We start from the raw sequence: 18475 nt of genomic DNA on the forward strand, positions 1-18475 counted from the left end.
CGACAAACCTACGGAGCGGTACATCCCAGCGTGGCGGTCGCGCACAGGGTGTGCTCCCACAGTTCCCGCGAGTGGCCAGCTATTTCTGGCACTTTCCACACCAGAACGTCGAGCGCTGCCCCAACACCACCTGCTTCACCGGTGTTCCGCACACGCGGCAGGCCTCGCCCTCGCGTCCATATACCTGCAACTCGCGAAAGAAGTACCCCGGTGCGCCATCCGGATTGATGAAATCCCGCAACGTCGTTCCGCCGCGTTCGATCGCCCAGGCCAGGATGCGTTTCACCTCGGCCGCCAATCGCGCATAACGCGCTCGGGAAATCGAGCCGGCAGGCTTGCGTGGATCGATGCCCGCAGCGAACAGCGCCTCGCTTGCGTAGATATTGCCCACGCCCACCACGACCGCCTTATCCATCAGGAACAACTTCACCGCGGCCTTGCGCCCTCGCGACAGCCGCCAAAGCAGGTCGCCATCGAAATCGTCGGTGAGCGGTTCAGGCCCCAGTTCCGCCAGCAACTCGTGCGTTTCTCCCGCTGGCTGCCACAGCAGGGAACCGAAGCGGCGCGCGTCGGTGAAGCGCAGCACGCGCGGCCCTTCGGTCGCGGTGGGTTCCAGTGCGATGTCCACGTGGTCGTGCTTGCCGACCAGCGCATCGGGTGGCAGCACGCGCAGCACACCGGTCATGCCCAGGTGAAACAGCGCGCTGCCGATCTGCGTATGCAGCAGCAGATACTTGGCGCGCCGTTCCACCGCATCGATACGCTGGCCCGGCAGCTGCGTGGTGATCTCCGGCGGAATCGGCCAGCGCAGGTCGGGACGGCGCAACACCACGCCGGTGACGCGTCGTCCGATCACATGCGGGGCAATGCCACGGCGGGTGGTTTCGACTTCTGGCAATTCAGGCACTGCGTATCCCGGTCAGGGCTGGTGGATGCAACACGAACGCATCAGCTCCAGTCGTTGTGGAAGCTGCCTTGCTTGTCCACGCGCTCGAAGGTGTGCGCGCCGAAGTAATCGCGCTGCGCCTGGATCAGGTTCGCGGGCAGGTGTTCGGCACGGTAGCTGTCGTAGTACGCAACGGCGGACGAGAAACACGGCACCGGCACGCCGGCCTTCACCGCCGCCGCGACCACCTCGCGCAGGGCGCCCTGGTACTCGGTGGCGATATCGCGGAAGTACGGATCGAGCAGCAGATTCTTCAGCTGCGCATCGCGCTCGTAGGCATCGGTGATCTTCTGCAGGAAGCGCGCGCGGATGATGCAGCCGGCGCGGAAGATGCGTGCGATGGTGCCGTACGGCAGGTCCCACTGATATTCGTCCGACGCCGCGCGAAGCTGCGCAAAGCCCTGCGCGTAGGAGACGATCTTGCTCAGGTACAACGCGCGCCTCACGGCTTCGACGAATGCCTTGCGATCGCCATCGAACTTGCCCGTCGGCGGACCCTTGAGGATCTTGCTCGCCGCCACGCGCTCGTCCTTCAGCGCGGAGAGCAGGCGCGCGAACACCGACTCGGTGATCAGCGGCAGCGGCACGCCCAGGTCGAGCGCGCTCTGGCTGGTCCACTTGCCGGTGCCCTTCTGCGCGGCGCGGTCGAGGATGATGTCGACCATCGCCTTGCCGGTGTCCTTGTCCTTCTTGGCGAAGATGTCGGCGGTGATGCTGATCAGATAACTGTCGAGCTCGCCCTTGTTCCAGTCGGCGTATACCTCGGCCAGTTCCTCGTTGCTGAGGCCGAGCACGTGATGCAACACGGCGTAGCTCTCGGCGATCAGCTGCATGTCGCCGTATTCGATGCCGTTATGCACCATCTTCACGTAATGGCCTGCGCCGTTTGGGCCCATATAGGCCACGCAGGGTTCGCCATCGGGCGCACGCGCGGCGATCTCGGTGAGGATGGGAGCCACCAGGTCATACGCTTCGCGCGGGCCGCCCGGCATGATCGACGGACCGTGCAACGCACCTTCCTCGCCGCCGGACACGCCAGTGCCGATGAAGTGCAGTCCCGCCGAGCTCATCTCGCTCTCGCGGCGCATGGTGTCCTTGAAGAACGTGTTGCCGCCGTCGATGACGATGTCGCCCTTGTCGAGCAGCGGTTTCAACTGCGCCAGCGTGGCGTCGGTCGGTTCGCCGGCTTTCACCATCAGCAGGATGCGGCGCGGCTTCTCCAGCGAGGCGACGAAATCCTCGAGCGTGTACGCCGGCACCAGCTTCTTGCCGGGATTCTGCGCCACGACTTCATCGGTACGCTCGCGATGCCGGTTGTAGATCGACACGGCGTGCCCGCGACTTTCGATGTTCAGGGCGAGGTTGCTGCCCATCACGGCCATGCCTACTACGCCGATCGCCTGCTTGCTCATGTCGTCGCTCCTGTCGAGGTGTGCAATCCCATATGGGGAGTCTGCTGGACGGTGCAAGGTACGCCCTGGCAGGGCAGCAGTGGGTGAAGAGGAGCGGGCGTGCCATACCTCGCACCATTCACTGCTTGAGCTGCTTGGCCTCGCTGGTGGCGCCGCGCGGCGTATAGCGCACGGATATCAACGCGACGCGGTCGCCCACTCGCACGTAACGCTGCGGGCCGGTCACCGAGGTCTCGCCAAACTCCAGCCGTTGGCCATCCAGCGTGAGCACCGCCACGGGCGTGGCCAGCCCGATCTTGGCGGGATCGAAATCGTCCAGTGGCCGCCAGCTCAGCACGGCAGCGGCGGCCGTATCGGCCAGTTCGCTCAGGCGGCCATCGTCGGCGCGCGTGGGGGTGCCATCGGTGCGCCACCAGTGGCCCTCGCGCAGGGCGAAGTGTTCGGTGGCGCCGCTGCCGATGGCGAGCGCCACCGAGTCCACGCTCGACGGATCGAGCCTCAGCAGCGTGCCGGTGGCCTGCGCACGATCCTGTCGCCACTGCCAGACGGTCGCGGCCAGCAGCGCCACGATGCCGATGGCAAGCCAGGCACGTTGTCGATTCGCCCGCTTCATGCGCGACGACGGCGCCAGACGATGAAGCCGCCGATCAACAGCAGCAGCAACGGCAGCACCACCAGGAAGCCCAGCGTCACGATGCTCAGCTGCGCCTGGGTGATCTGCAGCAGGCGGTCCGGAGCGCCGCGCGGCGGCAGGTTGACGAGTGCGTCGTCGCCCAGCAGCCAGTCGAAGATGCGTTCGCCCAGCGCGCGGTTGCCACCGTTGCCGAGGAAGGTGTTGGAAAGGAAATCGCCATCGCCGATCACCACCACGCGCTGCTCGGCCTTCTCAGGACTCGGCGACAGGCGGCTGAGGGCAAAGCCGAAATCCAGCGGACCCTTCAGTTCGCCGGCGCTGGCGTCGAACTGGATCGACGACGCCTGCGTGTTGTCGATCGGCTTGAACTCGGTCCAGCTCTGCGCGCTGGAGCGCAGGAACGGTGCCACCTTCCAGTCGGTACGCGCGGCCATGGCCAGCGCGGATACCTGCGGGAACAAGGTGGTCAGCTGGAAGCCGCGCGTGATCGCGTGTTGCGGGTAATCGCCCAGCGCCAGCATGCGCGGGTCCTTCAAGCCGAGCGCCGCGCCCTGGCCGTCGACCAGCACGCCCGGCAGGATGCGGATGCCCAGCGCATCGGCCAGCGGCGCCAGATGCAGGTCGTCGTTGCCCGGCTCGCTCAGCCACAGCAGGTTGCCGCCGTTGCTCACGTAATCGCTGAGCGCTTTCACGGCGCCATCGGGCAGGGCCAGTTCGGGACTCGCCAGCACCACCAGGTCGGTGTGCTGCGGCACCGCCGTGACCTGCGCGAAATTCAACGGCACCGCGCGCATGCCGCGGCCTTCCATCTGCGCCATGAACATGCCGAGGTCGGCATTGCCCTTGTCGTCCGGCTTGCGCTCGCCGTCGCCGGAAACGAACGCGACGATGCGCTCGCCACCACGTGCCAGACGTTCCAGCGCATTGGTGAGGCTGCGCTCGGAGAGTTCATCCAGGCGCTGCTCGCGGCCCTGGTAATGCAGGATCAGCGCACCATCCACGGTGATGCCCAGCTCGCGCATCGCGGCCGGATCCTGCTGCGGATCGACGAAGCGGACGGTGAGATCGGGCTTCACACGCGAGTAGCGCTCCACGAAGCCGGCCACGGTGTGGCGCAGGTCGCCCTGCGGATTGGCATAGCTGACGATGTCCACCGGGCCGTGCAGCGCATTCAGCACGGCGCGGCTTTCCGGCGAGAGACTCGCGCGTCCGCCGAACGTCCAGTCGCTGACACGGTCATGGCGGGTGGTGAGATAGCCGACGGCGCCCGCGGCCAACAACAGGCCCAGTGCGAATAGCCATCCATTCACGTGTCGGAAGAAGCGCGCCATCAGCCACGCTCCTTTTCGGCAGCCAGCCGTTGTGTCGCCAACGCCAGCGCCACCGCGATCACCAGCAGGAACCACGCCACATCGGACAGCGAGACGAGTCCGCGCAGCATGTCCTCCAGATGGCCGCTGAGTGCCAGCCAATTGAACACGCCACTGCTGGCCCCGGCTTTCTGCACGGCGATGTTCACGCCGGCCAACGCAAGGCCGATGGTGAGCGCGATGGTGGCCGCGATCGACGCATGCGACGCATACGCCGAACTCGCCACGCCGATGGCTGCCAGCGCGGCGAGCGTCAGCAGCGCGCCCAGCGACGCCGCGGCGAGCTTGCCCCAGTCGAGCGCGACGCCATGCGCAAGACTCAGCGGCATCGCCAGTGCAAGCGCGAGCCACAGCACCAGCCACACCATCAGCGCGAGATATTTGCCCAGCACGATGCGCGAGGCCGGCAGGCCGGCGGCGAACCACAGCGGCAGCGTGCCGTTGCTGCGCTCGCCGGCCAGCGAGGACATGGTCAGCAACGGCACGATCACCAGCGCCAGTTCCACCACGCCGAACGGCAGGATGCCGCCGGTGAGGATGCTGCTGAGCATCGGCACGCCCACCAGGTCGCTGTAGCCCGGGCCACCGGGCAGGGCGGCGAGCTTGATCTGCCCGGCGAGGAAACCGCCCAGCAACAAGGTGAAGCGCCACGCCAGTTGCGCCAGCGTCAACGCGGCGAGTACCCAGGCAAGCGGACGAACGATCAGGCGGCGCAGCTCCAGCCGCGTCACGGCGAGCACACTCATGCGGCCTGCACCTTGTCGTTGCCGTCACCGCGCAGGGCGATATCGAAGAAGGTCTGCTCGAGCATCTTGTGGTCGCCGTCGGTGATGGGGCCGTCGTAGCGCAGCCGCCCCTCGTGCAGGATCGCCACGCGATCGCAGGCGGCCGTGACTTCGGCCAGCAGGTGCGTGGAAAGGATGACGGCGGTACCGGCCGCGGCCTGTTCGCGGATCACCCCGCGCAACGCGGCCACCTGCACCGGATCGAGCGCGTTGGCCGGTTCGTCCAGCACCAGCAGCGACGGTTCGTGCAGCACCGCGCAGGCGAGGCCAAGGCGTTGGCGCTGGCCCTGCGACAAAACGCCGGCCAGCCGACGCGAGAGGGCGCCAAGTTCCAGTCGCTCGACGATGCGCTGGCGTGCCTTGGCCAGCGTCGCGCCACCCAGGCCGCGCAGGCGGCCGTGGGCGTCCAGATGTTCCGACACGGTCAGTTCCGGCCACAGCGGGGCACGTTCAGGCAGCCAGCCGATGCCGCTTTGTGCCAGCTCCGGCTGCTGCAGAAAGTCCTTCCCGTTCAGCTTGATGGCACCGCTGTCGGGCGTCAGGGCACCGGCAATCATGGCCAAGGTGGTGCTCTTGCCGGCCCCGTTGACCCCGAGCAAACCCAGTACCTGTCCCGCGTCCAGCGTAATGCTGAGATCGGCGACGGCGGGTCGCCCCGCGCGATGTCGGGTTATGTGATCCAGTTGCAATACAACGGTAGGCGCGGTCATTGCATGATTGTCAGTGCGGCCCCAATTTCATACAACCGGGAGAGGGCGCGAGTGGGCGGCACAGCACATTAACTTCCGCACCGCAAATGGGTGCGACAATATTTTGCTGGTCCATGCTGGCGGGTACGGAAACCCCTCGTTTAGACTGAATTTTCATTACCTTGGGTGTTTCCCCATGCTCGATGCAGTACTCAACTTCTTGTCCAACGGCCTGACGCATGCCGGTTGGCTGACCATGCTGATCTACATGCTGGTCATGACCCAGCTCACCATCTTCACGGTGACGCTGTACCTGCATCGCTGCCAGACCCATCGTGGCGTGGATCTGCACTGGTCCATTTCGCACTTCTTCCGCTTCTGGGGCTGGCTCACCACGGGCATGGTCACCAAGGAGTGGGTGGCGGTGCACCGCAAGCACCACGCCAAGGTCGAGACCGAGGAAGATCCGCACAGCCCGCAGATCTACGGCATCAAGAAGGTCTTCTGGGATGGCGTGTCGTTGTACCGCGACGCCAGCGAAGTGAAGGAAGACCTCGAGAAGTACGGCCGCGGCACCCCGGACGACTGGATCGAGCGCAATCTCTACGGCGCGCATCCGTACTGGGGTCCGACCCTGATGCTGTTCATCAGCTTCGCCCTGTTCGGCGTGATCGGCGCTGCCCTGTGGGCCGTGCAGATGATCTGGATCCCGTTCTGGGCGGCCGGCTTCGTAAACGGCATCGGCCACTGGTGGGGCTATCGCAACTTCGAAAGCGCCGACACCGCGACCAACCTCATTCCGTGGGGTTTCTGGATCGGCGGCGAAGAGCTGCACAACAACCACCACGCCTTCCCGAGCTCGGCCAAGTTCGCCCTGCGCAAGTGGGAGTTCGATATCGGCTGGGCGGCGATCTGCGCGCTGCGTGCCGTGGGTCTGGCCAAGGTGCTGCGCGTGGCGCCGACGCTGGACATCCGTCCGAACGTGCACCTGCCGGATGCCGAGACGCTCAAGGGCGTGCTGACGCACCGCTTCTCGGCGATGACCGACTACTACCGCAACGTGATCATGCCGACCCTGCGCGACGAAGCGCAGCACGCCGGCGACAGCATCAAGTCGGTGCCGCGCCGCATGCGCCGCGCGCTGGCCGATGGTGGCCGCTGGCTGGACAGCGAAGGCCGCGACCGCATGCAGGCTGTGTTGGCCAAGCGCCCGACGCTGAGCACGGTGTGCGATTTCCGCAATCGCCTTGCCGCTCTGATGGAGCAGCGCGGCGCCGACCAGGCGCTGAAGGGTCTGCAGCAGTGGATTGCCGAAGCCGAGCAGAGTGGCATCCGCGCGCTGCAGGAATTTGCCGGTCGCCTGAAGAGCTATTCGGTGGCGAACGCGTAAGCGCTGTCGCTGATGGAATGAAAAAGCCCGCCGAAAGGCGGGTTTTTTTTATGGGGCGACGACAACCTGCCGAGCTGGCGCCTTGCTCCCTCTCCTCGGCGGGGAGAGGGAGAAGTGAGGTCCATCGCGGGACGATCTACTGTAGGAGCGCACCCTGTGCGCGACAAACCTACGGAGCGGTACATCCCGGCGTGGCGGTCGCGCACAGGGTGCGCTCCCACAGGAATATGCGCGGGCTAATCGATGAAGCGCCAGGCCTGCTCCGGTTCGGGCAGGCGGCATTGCTGGCGCTTGCCGAACAGGCGGTAGCGATGGCGGGCGAGCCAGCGATACGCAGGGTCGCGCAGTGGTCTGGGAACCAGACGCAGTGCGCTAGCAGCTGCACGCCACCGGCCGCCCAGGCGGTCCAGGACGCGTGCGATGGCATCGGTATCGCTGTAACCGTGTCCGCCATCGACCAGCAGGAAGGAAGATGGATCGTCAGGAGACAGGCCGTGCGCAAGCAGCAAGGCGCGCCCTTGGGTCCCTTGCATGGCCGCCAGCCTGAAGCAGCCGCTTCGATCGTGACGCAGGATGAAATCCACCCAGCGGCTGCACAGCACGCATACGCCGTCGAACACGATCACGGGATGATCGAGTTCAGCGGACATGGTCGATCTCCAGCCAGCCGCGATAGGCGACCAACTGTCCCAGCAAGGGCAGGTGCACATCGATCTCGAAGGTATAGCGGCCATCCCGTGCGCCGCTGCGCGACAGCACCTGGCCGCAGAGCGCGCGCGGCAGCGGCAGGCCAAGCAGGGTGACATGGTGCAGTTGCCAGTCGATGGCGTTGTCGTCGCAGCGCAAGGTGAAATGCAGTGCCACGGGGCCGAGTCTCTCCCGCAGTGACGTCGATCCGTCGGGATGCAGGGTCGAGCGCATGCAGCCGCGCGCGAAGCGCCGAGTCCATTGTTCGTGGGTGGCGTGACGCTCGATGGTGAGCGCGATGTGCTGGCCTGGGCCGGGCTCGGGCAGGGTCAGCAGGCGCCGCAGCAGTCGGGCGAACGCGTGGCGCGCACCGTCGACGTCGGCCTCGCCGCTGGCCTGGATCACCGCGCCCTCGGCGTGCATGCATTGCACCGCTGGCGCCAGGCAGGACCAGCCGGTGGTCTCCAGCAGCGAATGGAACAGGGCGGTCGGTGATGACATGGCACGCCATCATCGGAAAGCGGGTGGACGAGAGCAAGCGTGCGCGTCTTGCCTGCGTGCCGTCGCCAGGCACGGGCCCAACAAAAAACCCGCCTCGCGGCGGGTTCTTCGTGAAAGCGTCAAACAAACCCTGCGGGCTTACTTGATTTTGCCTTCCTTGTAGATCACATGCTTGCGAACCACCGGATCGTACTTCTTGAACTCGAACTTTTCCGGGGTGTTCTTCTTGTTCTTCTGCGTGGTGTAGAAGTGGCCGGTGCCGGCCGAAGAGATCAGGCGGATCTTGTCTTGCTTGCTGTTAGCCATGGCTCAATCCTCAGATCTTTTCGCCGCGGGCGCGCAGGTCGGCGAGGACGGACTCGATGCCGTTCTTGTCGATCGTGCGCAGGGCATGGTTGGAAACGCGCAGCTTCACCCAGCGGTTCTCGCTCGGGACCCAGAAGCGGCGCTCATGCAGGTTCGGCAACCAGCGGCGGCGAGTTTTGTTGTTTGCGTGCGAGACGTTGTTACCAGTCTGCACACCCTTTCCGGTGACTTGGCAAATACGGGCCATGATGACCTCCTGTTAGGCGCCCAAAGGCGCGTTTGCCACCCGTTAGCCAGGGCGGCATCGGCCCAGCGGCACAAGGCCTCGCGATGCTGGAGATGGTGCTTTTCGTGGTCTGCCGTAAGGCCCGCATCGCGTGGCGGACGTGCCCGACGAGTCGGTCGGCATGGACGAGCCGGCTATTCTCCCAGAAAAACAGGGCGGTGCGCAATCTTTGGCCAATTCGGGGATGCAGGCGCATGGCGGGCCGCGGGGATGTATGGAACAATCAAACCCTTTGCGTTTTCACGCACCGAACACTTACGAGGAATACCCCATGGCAGACGTCTCCGCCAACGGCCAGGCCGGCCAGCCCCAGCTGGTGCTGCAGAAGATCTACATCAAGGACGTGTCCTACGAGGCACCCAACGCTCCGCAGATCTTCCAGGAGGTCGGCGAAACCGATCTGCAGCCGCAGGTCCAGCTGAACCTGGGCCAGAAGTCCGCCGATATGGGCAACGACCTGTACGAAGTGGTGCTCAGCCTGACCCTGACCTGCTCGCTGAACGACCGCACCGCCTACCTGGCCGAAGTGCACCAGGCCGGCGTGTTCGGCATTGCCGGGTTCTCGGAAGAAGACCTGGCCGGCATCCTCAACAGCTACTGCCCGAACCTGCTGTTCCCGTACGCCCGCCAGATGCTGTCGTCGCTGGTGCTGGAAGGCGGCTTCCCGCCGTTCCTGCTGCAGCCGATCAACTTCGATGCGCTGTACGCCGAACAGCAGCGCCGCATCCTCGGCGGCAGCGCCGTGCCGACGCTCAACAGCTGATCCAAGGCGTTGCTCATGGTTGAGCGTCCAACCCTGGCCGTACTCGGTGCCGGTTCCTGGGGCACCGCGCTGGCCGCTTTGGCTGCCCGCAATCAGGTGCCGACCCGGCTGTGGGGGCGCGATGCCTCCGCGCTGAAGGCAATGGAACAAACCCATTGCAACCAGCGTTACCTGCCCGACGTCGAGCTCCCGCAGGAACTGGTCTACGAGGCCGATCTGGCTGCCGCCCTTCGCGGCGCCCAGGTGGTGCTGATCGTGGTGCCGAGCCACGCGTTCGCCTCCATGCTGGAGGAGATCGAGCCGTACCTGGAGCCGGATGCCCGCATCGCCTGGGCCACCAAGGGCTTCGAGCCCGGCACGGGCCGCTTCCTGCACGAGCTGGTGGCCGAGCGCTTTCCGGGTCGTCCGGCGGCGGTCGTCACCGGGCCCTCGTTCGCCAAGGAAGTGGCCTCGGGCATGCCCAGCGCCGTCACCGTGCATTCGGACGACGACGCCTTCGCGCATGAAATGGCGCTGGTGCTGCACGCGCCGAACTTCCGCGCCTATTCCGGCAGCGATGTGCTCGGCGCCGAGCTGGGCGGTGCGATGAAGAACGTGCTGGCCGTGGCCACCGGCGTGGCCGACGGCATGGACCTGGGCTTGAACGCCCGCGCCGGCCTGATCACCCGCGGCATGAACGAAATGCTGCGCCTGGGCATGGCGCTGGGTGCGCGTCCGGAAACATTGATGGGCCTGGCTGGCTTGGGCGATCTGGTGCTGACCTGTACCGGCGACCTGTCGCGTAACCGTCGTCTCGGTCTGGCGCTGGGTCGCGGCAAGGCCATCGACGAGGCCGTGCGCGAGATCGGACAGGTGGTGGAAAGCGTGCTCACTGCGGACGAAGTGGCCCGGCTGGCGGCGAAGCATGGCCTCGATCTGCCCATCAGCAGCGGCGTGCGCGCCGTGCTGCACGGCGAGGTGACGCCGGCCGAAGGGCTCAAGTTGCTGATGAGCCGTGAGCAGAAGCCGGAGTATCCGCGGGGCTTGTTCACGCCGGCGGCGTAAGCCTTTGGTCCGTTCACGCTGAACGCTTCACAGATACCTGTCATCTCTGCTTTGAGAAAACCGGAGCGTGAGACGCGCACGCACGCAAGACCCTTGCTAAGCTGAATCTTTTGGTCGCCCTGGACCGAATGCGCATGCAGTCACCGGACGATAAACGGCACGAGCGTTTGACCTCGCCACACGACGACGGCGGCAGCGAACCGCTGCCCGGCGTCTGGCGAAAGCTGCTGGCGTTACCCGCCCCGATCGTGCCGCCGGAGCCGCAGGTACTCGGCTTCTTCATCGACGTGGTGCCCGAGGAAGGCGTGCCCTACGCCCACGTGGACGTGGCGCCCGTGCTCCTCGCCATGGCCGAGCAGGGCCGCTACGTGCGCCCCGCGCCGCTGGACAGCAAGCATCTCTCGCAGCAGCCGCTGCAACCCCACGAACAGCGCCTCGCCGCGACCGTGCTCGGCCTGCCGCAGACGCTGCGCAAGAGCCGCAGCTACGCACGCCTGGCGGGGCATGTGGGCGATGCCCTGCTGGCGGAAATCCTGGACACCACGCCGTGCTTCCTCGGCGGCCTGGCGGGCCTGCGGCTGTCGCGTGGCAAGGGTCATCAGCTCAACTGGCAGTGGCACCTGGAAAACGACGGCAGCCAGCGCCTGCAGCCGTGCATGCCGACCAACCATCGCGTGCTGCGCATCGATGCCCTCTGGTATCTCGACGCCGAGCGCGCGGAGATGGGCCACCTGGATGCGCCGCTGGAAGAAACGGCATGGCTGGACCTGCCGGCGTTGAAGCACGAATACGCCCAGATCCTGCGCAACGCACTGCCGCATAGCCGTCTCTCGCATCGTCTGCCGCTGCCACAGGTGCTGGGCGAAATGCGTCGCGCGGAACTCGCGCCCAAGCCAGTGCTTACGCTGCACGCGCTCACTCGCCACGCGCGCCTTGCTGCCGGCACGCCACCGCTGGCCTATGCGCGCCTTGCCTTCGACTACGCCGGCGAGCGCCTGCCCGGCCGTGGCGGTGAGCCGCTGGTGCGGCGCGTGCGCAACGGGCATCTGGTCGAAATCATCCGCCGCCGCGCGGAAGAACTCTCGGCGATGGAGCAGCTCGAACGCGCCGGCCTCACGCCGGGTGTGGATACCGAAGGCCTGCCCTGGGATCTGGCCGACACGCTGCCCGAAGACGCCTGGCTGTTTCCGGGCAAGGGCTACGCGGGTGCGCTGGAAGTGAACACGCCGGCGCGCTGGCTGGCGTTGCGGCCCAAGCTGGAAGCGGACGGCTTCGTGCTCGATTACGCACCCAGCTTCCCGTTCGAAGTGCTTGAAGGTCCGGTGCGCTGGTACGGCAACGCGGTGGAAGACACCGACGACCACGCCTTCGATCTGGAAATCGGCATCGAAGTGGAAGGCAAGCGCCACAACCTGCTGCCCGCCGTGGCGCAGGCGCTGGCCGATCACCAGTTGAACCTCAGCCCGGTACCGAACGAACCGGAAGACGCCGTGTGGTACGCGCCCGTCGACGAACGCCGCCGCGTGCCGGTTCGACTGAAGGAACTGCGCGGCTTGCTGGCGCCGCTGGCCGAATACCTCGAGCGTCCGCGCAAGAAACTCCATCTGCCGCGCGTGCAGGCGGGCCGTCTGGAAGAGCTGGTCGAAGCGCTGCCTACCGGCGGCGAACTGGTCGCACCCGATGCACTGCGCGGCTTCACCGCGCGCCTGCGCGACGCCGCCGAGCGCGCCAGCGACGTGGTGCCCGATGGCCTCACGGTCGAACTGCGCCCGTATCAGCGCGAAGGCCTGCGTTGGCTCAATGCGCTTGCCGAAGCGGGCGTGGGCGGCGTGCTCGCCGACGACATGGGCCTGGGCAAGACGCTGCAGCTGATCACCCATCTGCTCTCGCTGAAGGACAGCGGCGCGCTCACCGAGCCGGCGCTGGTGGTGGTGCCCACCAGCCTGATTCCGAACTGGCTGGCCGAAGTGGCCCGCTTTGCGCCCGCGCTGCGCGTGCTGGCGCTGCACGGTCCGCAACGCAGCGGCGATTTCTCGCAGATCGCCACGCACGATTTGATTCTCACCAGCTACGCCTTGCTGCCGCGCGACGTGGTGTCGCTGCGCAAACAACCGTTCTCGCTGATCGTGCTCGACGAAGCGCAACAGGTAAAGAACCCGCGCACGCAGGCGCGCCGCGCCGTGCTCAGCCTGCGCGCGCCACGCTGCATCTGCCTCACCGGCACGCCGCTGGAAAATCATCTGGGTGAACTGTGGTCGCAGGTCGATCTCTCGGTGCCGGGTTTGCTGGGCGACGAAGGTGCGTTCCGTCGTCACTACCGCGTGCCGATCGAGCGTCATCGCGACACCGAATGCCAGGATCGCCTCAACCGGCGCCTCGCGCCCTTCATCCTGCGCCGCACGAAGTCGCAGGTGGCGAGCGAGTTGCCGCCCAAGACCGAGATCACCCGCCGCGTGATCCTCGAAGGCCGCCAGCGCGAACTGTACGAAAGCCTACGCCTGTCGCTGGCCGAAGAGCTGCGTGAGGTGATCGCGCAGCGCGGCATTTCGCACAGCGGCATCGTGGTGCTCGATGCGCTGCTGAAGCTGCGACAGGTGTGTTGCGATCCGCGCCTGGTGAAACTGGAAGCGGCGCGTGGCGTGCGCGATTCGGCGAAGTTCGAATTGCTGATGGACATGTTGCCTGCGCTGCTCGCCGAAGGCCGCAAGGTGTTGCTGTTCTCGCAGTTCACCGAGATGCTGAAGCTGATCGCGCACGAGCTCGATCGCCACCGCATTCCGTACGTCACGCTCACCGGCGAAACGCGCGATCGCGCCGAACCGGTGCGCCAGTTCCAGGAAGGCGAAGTGCCGCTGTTCCTGCTGTCGCTGAAGGCGGGCGGCGTGGGCCTCAACCTCACCGCCGCCGACACGGTGATCCATTACGACCCATGGTGGAATCCTGCAGCGGAAGCGCAGGCATCGGATCGTGCCCACCGCATTGGCCAGGACAAGCCGGTGTTCGTGTTCCGCCTGATTACGGGCGGGACGGTGGAGGAGCGCATCGAAGAGCTGAAGGCGCGCAAGGCGGAGCTGGCCGAAGCGGTGCTTGAGGGCGGGGGCACCCGCGAGAAGTTGAGTTTCGATCAGTCGGATCTGGATGCGTTGTTGGCACCGGGTTGATCTTTGTTTTCTTTAGCGCGTTTTCCGCCGCTGCTTCTAGCGATGCACCGCACTTCTCCCTCTCCCTGCCGGGGAGAGGGGCGGGTGCTCGCGCGAACCTGTGTGCTTTCTGTGGGAGCGCACTTGTGCGCGACAGTCACGCCTGGGTGTATCGCTCCGTCGGCTGTCGCGCACAAGTGCGCTCCCACAAAATTCTTGTACGGCTGGTGCACTACATCGCCTGGCTAATCCGCAATAGCGCATCCACCGCTTGGTGCTACTGCGGCGTACTTGCGGGAACGTGTGTGATTTTCTGTGGGAGCGCACCCTGTGCGCGACAGTCACGCTGGGATGTACCGCTCCGTAGGTTTGTCGCGCACAGGGTGCGCTCCCACAAAGGTCTTTTGCACCTGGCGCTACATCGCCGGCCCTTGATCACAACAGCGCGCCCACTGCCTGCTGTTATTGCGCTGTGCTCGCGGGAACGCGTGTGCTTTCCTGTGGGAGCGCACTTGTGCGCGACTGCCACACCTGGATGCATCGCTCCGTCGGTTTGTCGCGCACAAGTGCGCTCCCACAAAATTCCTTTACGGGTGGCGCACTATTCTTTCGAGTGGTGCACTACATCGCCGGCCTAGTCCGCAACAGCGCATCCACTGCCTGCTGCCATTGCGGCGAGCCTAGTGGCGATTGCGGAGCTTCCTGCCCCAGCTTGTGCTGCACGGCGCTGTTCCATTCCGATGAACCGCGATCGGGGCCGTGGCCGTCGTCGCTGATGTGCAGGCGGTCGTCGACCCATTGGTACCATTGCGGCGAACCGAGCTCGGCATTGTCCGGCGTCGCTTGCGCAGTCGCTTTGGGTTGCGGTGGCTTCTGATCGGGTGGCGGCGACGAGGGCGAGCACGCAACCAGTAGCGCGAGTGGGAGCAGGGCAAGGAAACGGCGCATGAGCCCTCCGGTAGTGCGAATCCTTCCCCGAGACTAGCGCAAGTGTCTGCGCGGCGATGAATCCGCGGCAAACATAAAAGGCGAGTTAAGAGCAGCAGTGAGAAGTGAGGAGTGAGAGAAGAGCAGGTCCGCACTTTTCTCACTCCTCACTTCTTTTCCCTCACTCGTCGCTCTCAGCTGCGCGCGACCACTTCGTCGATGTGCTTGAGCAGATCCGCCGGATCCTCGTAGACGCGGAACGCGCCCGAATCTTCCAGCTCTTCCTGCCCATAGCCACCCGAGAGCAAGCCGACGCCGAGCGAGCGTGCGCGCTGCGCGGCGAGCATGTCCCAGATGCTGTCGCCGATGACCAGGCTGTAGTGGATGTCCACGCCCAGTCGTTGCGCTGCGGTGATGAACAGATCCGGATCGGGTTTGGCATGGCGCACCTGGTCGCGCGTCACCACCGGCACCTTGGAGGGATCCACCCCGAGCGCTTCGAGGTTGTGCGCCGCCGTGGTCATGCGCCCGCTGGTGGCGATGGCCCAGGGAATCTGTGCGTCGGTCAGGAAAGCGAGCAGTTCGCGCGCACCGGGCAGCGGGCGCACCGAGCCTTGGGTGGCCTGGCGGTTGTACGCCTCGGCATGCCAGGTGCGCAGGCGCGCCAGTCGTTCCTCGGTGATCTCGATGCCGGTTTCGCGCAGCAGGATGTTGGCGAACAAGCCGCCGCTCATGCCGATCTTGCGATGGATGCGCCACACCGACAGTTCCACGCCTTCGCGATCGAGCGCCTCCTTCCAGGCCAGTACATGCTGGTAGACGCTGTCGACCAGGGTGCCGTCGAGGTCGAACAGGAAGGCGGTATCGCTGCGTGCCATGGGAGCGCTCGAGCTGGGGAGGTCGATCAAGCGTAGCACCCGTGTCGGCAGCCCCCGGAAAATGTGATGCATCGCACGTTGTGGTGTAGGGCCGTTTGTCCGCTGACAGAAAACCTCGCGCTGGCTGCCTAACGTGTGGGTCGTCGAACGAGCGCATCCAGCCGGGGGGTGGAGCGCACGTCGCAGCGGGGCGCGGTCGTCAGACCGCGCGTCGCCCTTCGCGACCATCACCACGTGGACATCCCCGGCAGATCGCACGCGCGACGACCATCATCGCGAATAGGGGAACTTCATGAAGACGAACAGGTGGCTTGCAGCCGCAGGCGTGGCGACGTTCATGGCCATGGGTGCGGCGAGCGCGCAAGAGGGATATACGCAACTCACCTTTACCGGCGCCGTCGTACAGGAGGCCTGCACCCCCGGCGCACCCCTCGGTGCGCGGGCTAGCGTGAGGAGCTGCGGCAGCGGCAGCACGCGCTCCGTCTATACGGAGAACACGGCAAACGCCCAGCGCGCCACGGGCGTCGCCATGCTCGACTACTTCGTCGATCGGCCCGACGGTGGCCGCAAGGTCGTGGTGACGCGTCAGTACCTTTGAGTGCCAGCCAACGGCTGGCCCCAAGGTCAGCCGTTGTTGGGCACCAGCGCCTTGCCGGCGTCGAGCACGGCCAGCGCGGCAGCGCCGAGCAGGCCCGGGTCCGGATGCATCATCGCCACGGTGGGCACCTGTTCCATGGTTTCGCGGAAGCGGCCCTTGGCCTCGAAGCGCTCGCGGAAACCGCCATGCTTCAGCCACGGCAGCAGGATCGGCAGCATGCCACCGGTGAGGTAGACGCCGTCCCAGCCGCCCAGGTTGAGGACCAGGTCGCCCGCCACGCTGCCGAAGATGCCGGCCAGCGTTTCCACCGTGCGCACGCACAGCGGATCGGTGCCTGATTCGGCGCGTGCGGTGATGTCTTCGGGCGTGTATTCCTCCGGCGGCTGGCCGGCGATGTCGGCCAGGGCGAGGTAGAGATTCACCAGGCCGTTGCCGCAGATCATGCGTTCGTTGGAGACGCGGCCGAAACGCGCGTTGAGGCGATGCAGGATCTCCACGTCTTCGGTGGTGTGCGCAGCGAAACCGGCATGACCGCCTTCGGTTTCCAGCACCATCCAGCGACCGTCGCGGCGCATCAGGCCGGCCACGCCCAGTCCGGTGCCCGGACCCACCACCACGAACGTCTGCTGCTCGCGCGTGCCCAGCGACGGCATCGGCTGCGGGCCGACCGAGGAAAGCTGGTCGTGCGTATGCAGCGGCACGGCCATCGCCTGCGCCGCGAAATCGTTGACCAGGTGCACCGCTTCCATGCCCAGCTCCGCCTGCAACGCATGCGCGGCGACCTGCCAGGGATTGTTGGTGACCTTCACCGTCTCGCCGTCGCTGACGCGGCCGGCCGCGGCGATGATCGCGCGCGTGGCGGTGAGGCCGGTGTCGGTGAAGTACTGGCGCATGGCTTCGGCCAGCGAGTCGTGATCCTTGACGCGGTAGCGCCGCACGCTGTCGTCCATCAACGGGTTGGCGCGGCCCGTATCAGCCAGTGCAAATCGCACGTTGGTGCCGCCGAGATCAGCAAGCAAGGTCGGGGCGGCACGGGCTGGTGTTCTCATGGACGGTCCTGCACTTGGGGAGACGGTAAGCGTGACTCCCTCGGGCTTTTTCGTCCAGTACTGCGCTGCAGCGTAGACCGTTTTTTTTCGCCATTCGCCGCCGCATGGCCGGACTTCTGGGCGTCCAGACAGGTCCGGCGCACACGATCGCCGCGGGCGAGCGGTTCGCCCGCGGCGGATGCCGCCGATCAGGCGCCGATATAGGCCGCCGGCGTCGCGTTGAAACCGGCCTTCACCTGCTTGGCGGTGTCATCCGCAAGCACTTCGGACTGGCCGTGCTCCAGTGCATCCAGCGCACGCTTGGCGATGTCGGCCGCGCTGGTCTTGGGGCCATCGACGTGGCTCGCCATGTCGGTGTCGATATAGCCGGCGTGGATGCCGAGTACCTGCGTGCCCTGCGCGCGCAATTCATTGCGAAGGCTGTTGGTGAGCGCCCAGGCGGCCGCCTTGGAGACGGAGTAGGCGCTGGTGCTGGGCAGGCTCAGCCAGCTCAAGGCGGACAGCATGTTCACCAGCGCGCCGCCGCCGTTCTTCTTCAGCACCGGGGCAAACGCCACGCTCAGCGCGTGCACGCCGTAGAGATTGGTTTCCATGATGCGGCGCAGGTTGCTGTCGCCGTTCTTCGCATCGAGCAGCGCAACGTCGCCAGTGATGCCGGCGTTGTTGATGACGATGTCGACGTCGGAAGCCAGCGCGGCGGCGGCTGCGATGTCCTGCGCGTTGGTCACGTCCAGCTTCACCGGCACCACGCCGGGCAGGGTGACGGTGGAGGGATCGCGCGCGCCGGCGTAGACCTTGCGTGCGCCTGCTGCCAGCAGGGCCTTGGCGAAGGCGAGGCCGAGGCCGCGGTTGGCGCCGGTGACGAGAACGGTTGAACCTTGGATTTTCATGGCGAATGTCCGATGGAGGAGGAGGGGAGCGCTGATCATTTTGAATGACGATCATCATATAAAGGATGGCGGGCGGCCTTTCAAGGCTACGACGACAAATTTTTTGCAGGTCGCGCTCTTCACGCCGTCGTCACGAAAAGTCACTTGCATTCCGCAAGTTACCCTTTATATGATGATCAT

General features: G+C 65.9%; 19 protein-coding genes. 5 read left to right on the plus strand and 14 right to left on the minus strand.

The genetic code is table 11. The features are described 5' to 3' along the window. Window positions 1-79: 79 nt before the first annotated feature. The 6 genes from mutM to ACN9MB_RS01115 form a co-directional block, all read right to left on the minus strand. Entirely contained in the window at window positions 80-907 is an 828-nt protein-coding gene (mutM, locus tag ACN9MB_RS01090) for a bifunctional DNA-formamidopyrimidine glycosylase/DNA-(apurinic or apyrimidinic site) lyase (RefSeq protein WP_426270469.1), read from the minus strand. Window positions 908-948: 41 nt separating this feature from the next. Beyond that, entirely contained in the window at window positions 949-2358 is a 1410-nt protein-coding gene (gene gndA / locus ACN9MB_RS01095; protein WP_204637401.1) for an NADP-dependent phosphogluconate dehydrogenase, read from the minus strand. 118 nt (window positions 2359-2476) lie between these two features. After that, a complete protein-coding gene (locus tag ACN9MB_RS01100) occupies window positions 2477-2971 on the minus strand; it encodes a hypothetical protein (protein WP_426270470.1) in 495 nt (164 codons plus the stop codon). After that, the gene (locus ACN9MB_RS01105) at window positions 2968-4323 is read right to left on the minus strand and encodes a GldG family protein (protein ID WP_426270471.1); all 1356 of its coding nucleotides are present in this window, start codon (window positions 4321-4323) and stop codon (window positions 2968-2970) included. Before ACN9MB_RS01105 ends, ACN9MB_RS01100 begins: the two co-directional genes overlap by 4 nt. Next, complete coding sequence (locus tag ACN9MB_RS01110; RefSeq protein ID WP_204637404.1) at window positions 4323-5108, minus strand: ABC transporter permease; 786 nt, start codon at window positions 5106-5108, stop codon at window positions 4323-4325. Before ACN9MB_RS01110 ends, ACN9MB_RS01105 begins: the two co-directional genes overlap by 1 nt. Continuing rightward, on the minus strand, window positions 5105-5857 hold the full coding sequence (locus ACN9MB_RS01115) for an ABC transporter ATP-binding protein (protein WP_426270472.1): 753 nt from the start codon (window positions 5855-5857) through the stop codon (window positions 5105-5107). Before ACN9MB_RS01115 ends, ACN9MB_RS01110 begins: the two co-directional genes overlap by 4 nt. A 175-nt stretch (window positions 5858-6032) precedes the next feature. Between ACN9MB_RS01115 and ACN9MB_RS01120 the strand changes: the two genes are divergently transcribed. Then, a complete protein-coding gene (locus ACN9MB_RS01120; protein WP_204637406.1) occupies window positions 6033-7226 on the plus strand; it encodes a DesA family fatty acid desaturase in 1194 nt (397 codons plus the stop codon). A 236-nt stretch (window positions 7227-7462) separates the two neighbouring features. On the opposite strand, the gene ACN9MB_RS01125 is transcribed toward ACN9MB_RS01120, so the two are convergent. From ACN9MB_RS01125 to rpmB, 4 genes are all read right to left on the minus strand, one after another. After that, complete coding sequence (locus tag ACN9MB_RS01125; protein ID WP_426270473.1) at window positions 7463-7876, minus strand: thiol-disulfide oxidoreductase DCC family protein; 414 nt, start codon at window positions 7874-7876, stop codon at window positions 7463-7465. After that, complete coding sequence (locus tag ACN9MB_RS01130) at window positions 7866-8414, minus strand: DUF4166 domain-containing protein (RefSeq protein ID WP_426270474.1); 549 nt, start codon at window positions 8412-8414, stop codon at window positions 7866-7868. The genes ACN9MB_RS01125 and ACN9MB_RS01130 overlap by 11 nt, the downstream gene beginning before the upstream one ends. Before the next feature lie 138 nt (window positions 8415-8552). Continuing rightward, entirely contained in the window at window positions 8553-8720 is a 168-nt protein-coding gene (rpmG, locus tag ACN9MB_RS01135) for a 50S ribosomal protein L33 (RefSeq protein ID WP_008211962.1), read from the minus strand. 10 nt (window positions 8721-8730) lie between these two features. Next, entirely contained in the window at window positions 8731-8967 is a 237-nt protein-coding gene (gene rpmB / locus ACN9MB_RS01140; protein WP_109127083.1) for a 50S ribosomal protein L28, read from the minus strand. A gap of 310 nt (window positions 8968-9277) precedes the next feature. Here rpmB and secB point away from each other — a divergent pair, with 310 nt between their 5' ends. From secB to ACN9MB_RS01155, 3 genes are all read left to right on the plus strand, one after another. Beyond that, on the plus strand, window positions 9278-9769 hold the full coding sequence (gene secB, locus ACN9MB_RS01145; protein WP_204637409.1) for a protein-export chaperone SecB: 492 nt from the start codon (window positions 9278-9280) through the stop codon (window positions 9767-9769). Between the two features lie 15 nt (window positions 9770-9784). Next, entirely contained in the window at window positions 9785-10813 is a 1029-nt protein-coding gene (locus ACN9MB_RS01150; protein WP_204637410.1) for an NAD(P)H-dependent glycerol-3-phosphate dehydrogenase, read from the plus strand. A 134-nt stretch (window positions 10814-10947) separates the two neighbouring features. Next, the gene (locus tag ACN9MB_RS01155; protein WP_426270475.1) at window positions 10948-13974 is read left to right on the plus strand and encodes a DEAD/DEAH box helicase; all 3027 of its coding nucleotides are present in this window, start codon (window positions 10948-10950) and stop codon (window positions 13972-13974) included. Window positions 13975-14574: 600 nt separating this feature from the next. Here ACN9MB_RS01155 and ACN9MB_RS01160 read toward each other — a convergent pair. Both ACN9MB_RS01160 and ACN9MB_RS01165 read right to left on the minus strand, forming a co-directional pair. Continuing rightward, complete coding sequence (locus ACN9MB_RS01160; RefSeq protein ID WP_204637412.1) at window positions 14575-14901, minus strand: hypothetical protein; 327 nt, start codon at window positions 14899-14901, stop codon at window positions 14575-14577. Between the two features lie 173 nt (window positions 14902-15074). Beyond that, the gene (locus ACN9MB_RS01165; protein WP_426270476.1) at window positions 15075-15758 is read right to left on the minus strand and encodes an HAD family hydrolase; all 684 of its coding nucleotides are present in this window, start codon (window positions 15756-15758) and stop codon (window positions 15075-15077) included. 292 nt (window positions 15759-16050) lie between these two features. On the opposite strand from ACN9MB_RS01165, the gene ACN9MB_RS01170 reads away from it, so the two are divergent. After that, window positions 16051-16356, plus strand: coding sequence for a hypothetical protein (locus ACN9MB_RS01170; protein ID WP_426270477.1), 306 nt, complete (start codon window positions 16051-16053; stop codon window positions 16354-16356). 26 nt (window positions 16357-16382) lie between these two features. On the opposite strand, the gene glk is transcribed toward ACN9MB_RS01170, so the two are convergent. After that, the gene (glk, locus tag ACN9MB_RS01175; RefSeq protein WP_204637415.1) at window positions 16383-17405 is read right to left on the minus strand and encodes a glucokinase; all 1023 of its coding nucleotides are present in this window, start codon (window positions 17403-17405) and stop codon (window positions 16383-16385) included. A 188-nt stretch (window positions 17406-17593) separates the two neighbouring features. Further along, on the minus strand, window positions 17594-18295 hold the full coding sequence (locus ACN9MB_RS01180; RefSeq protein WP_426270478.1) for an SDR family oxidoreductase: 702 nt from the start codon (window positions 18293-18295) through the stop codon (window positions 17594-17596). Window positions 18296-18475: the final 180 nt, after the last annotated feature.

The sequence above is a fragment of the Dyella kyungheensis genome (genome assembly GCF_049913195.1).
In the GTDB taxonomy this organism is placed as follows: Bacteria; Pseudomonadota; Gammaproteobacteria; order Xanthomonadales; family Rhodanobacteraceae; genus Dyella; species Dyella kyungheensis.

Excerpts from the sequence above, each read along its gene's own strand:
- ACN9MB_RS01155 (WP_426270475.1), top strand. The coding sequence starts at position 10,948 with ATGCAGTCACCGGACGATAAACGGCACGAGCGTTTGACCTCGCCACAC.
- rpmG (WP_008211962.1), bottom strand. The coding sequence starts at position 8,720 with ATGGCTAACAGCAAGCAAGACAAGATCCGCCTGATCTCTTCGGCCGGC.
- rpmB (WP_109127083.1), bottom strand. The coding sequence starts at position 8,967 with ATGGCCCGTATTTGCCAAGTCACCGGAAAGGGTGTGCAGACTGGTAAC.
- ACN9MB_RS01120 (WP_204637406.1), top strand. The coding sequence starts at position 6,033 with ATGCTCGATGCAGTACTCAACTTCTTGTCCAACGGCCTGACGCATGCC.
- ACN9MB_RS01150 (WP_204637410.1), top strand. The coding sequence starts at position 9,785 with ATGGTTGAGCGTCCAACCCTGGCCGTACTCGGTGCCGGTTCCTGGGGC.
- ACN9MB_RS01125 (WP_426270473.1), bottom strand. The coding sequence starts at position 7,876 with ATGTCCGCTGAACTCGATCATCCCGTGATCGTGTTCGACGGCGTATGC.
- ACN9MB_RS01170 (WP_426270477.1), top strand. The coding sequence starts at position 16,051 with ATGAAGACGAACAGGTGGCTTGCAGCCGCAGGCGTGGCGACGTTCATG.
- glk (WP_204637415.1), bottom strand. The coding sequence starts at position 17,405 with ATGAGAACACCAGCCCGTGCCGCCCCGACCTTGCTTGCTGATCTCGGC.
- ACN9MB_RS01160 (WP_204637412.1), bottom strand. The coding sequence starts at position 14,901 with ATGCGCCGTTTCCTTGCCCTGCTCCCACTCGCGCTACTGGTTGCGTGC.
- ACN9MB_RS01165 (WP_426270476.1), bottom strand. The coding sequence starts at position 15,758 with ATGGCACGCAGCGATACCGCCTTCCTGTTCGACCTCGACGGCACCCTG.
- ACN9MB_RS01110 (WP_204637404.1), bottom strand. The coding sequence starts at position 5,108 with ATGAGTGTGCTCGCCGTGACGCGGCTGGAGCTGCGCCGCCTGATCGTT.
- ACN9MB_RS01130 (WP_426270474.1), bottom strand. The coding sequence starts at position 8,414 with ATGTCATCACCGACCGCCCTGTTCCATTCGCTGCTGGAGACCACCGGC.
- secB (WP_204637409.1), top strand. The coding sequence starts at position 9,278 with ATGGCAGACGTCTCCGCCAACGGCCAGGCCGGCCAGCCCCAGCTGGTG.
- ACN9MB_RS01180 (WP_426270478.1), bottom strand. The coding sequence starts at position 18,295 with ATGAAAATCCAAGGTTCAACCGTTCTCGTCACCGGCGCCAACCGCGGC.
- ACN9MB_RS01100 (WP_426270470.1), bottom strand. The coding sequence starts at position 2,971 with ATGAAGCGGGCGAATCGACAACGTGCCTGGCTTGCCATCGGCATCGTG.
- gndA (WP_204637401.1), bottom strand. The coding sequence starts at position 2,358 with ATGAGCAAGCAGGCGATCGGCGTAGTAGGCATGGCCGTGATGGGCAGC.
- ACN9MB_RS01105 (WP_426270471.1), bottom strand. The coding sequence starts at position 4,323 with ATGGCGCGCTTCTTCCGACACGTGAATGGATGGCTATTCGCACTGGGC.
- ACN9MB_RS01115 (WP_426270472.1), bottom strand. The coding sequence starts at position 5,857 with ATGACCGCGCCTACCGTTGTATTGCAACTGGATCACATAACCCGACAT.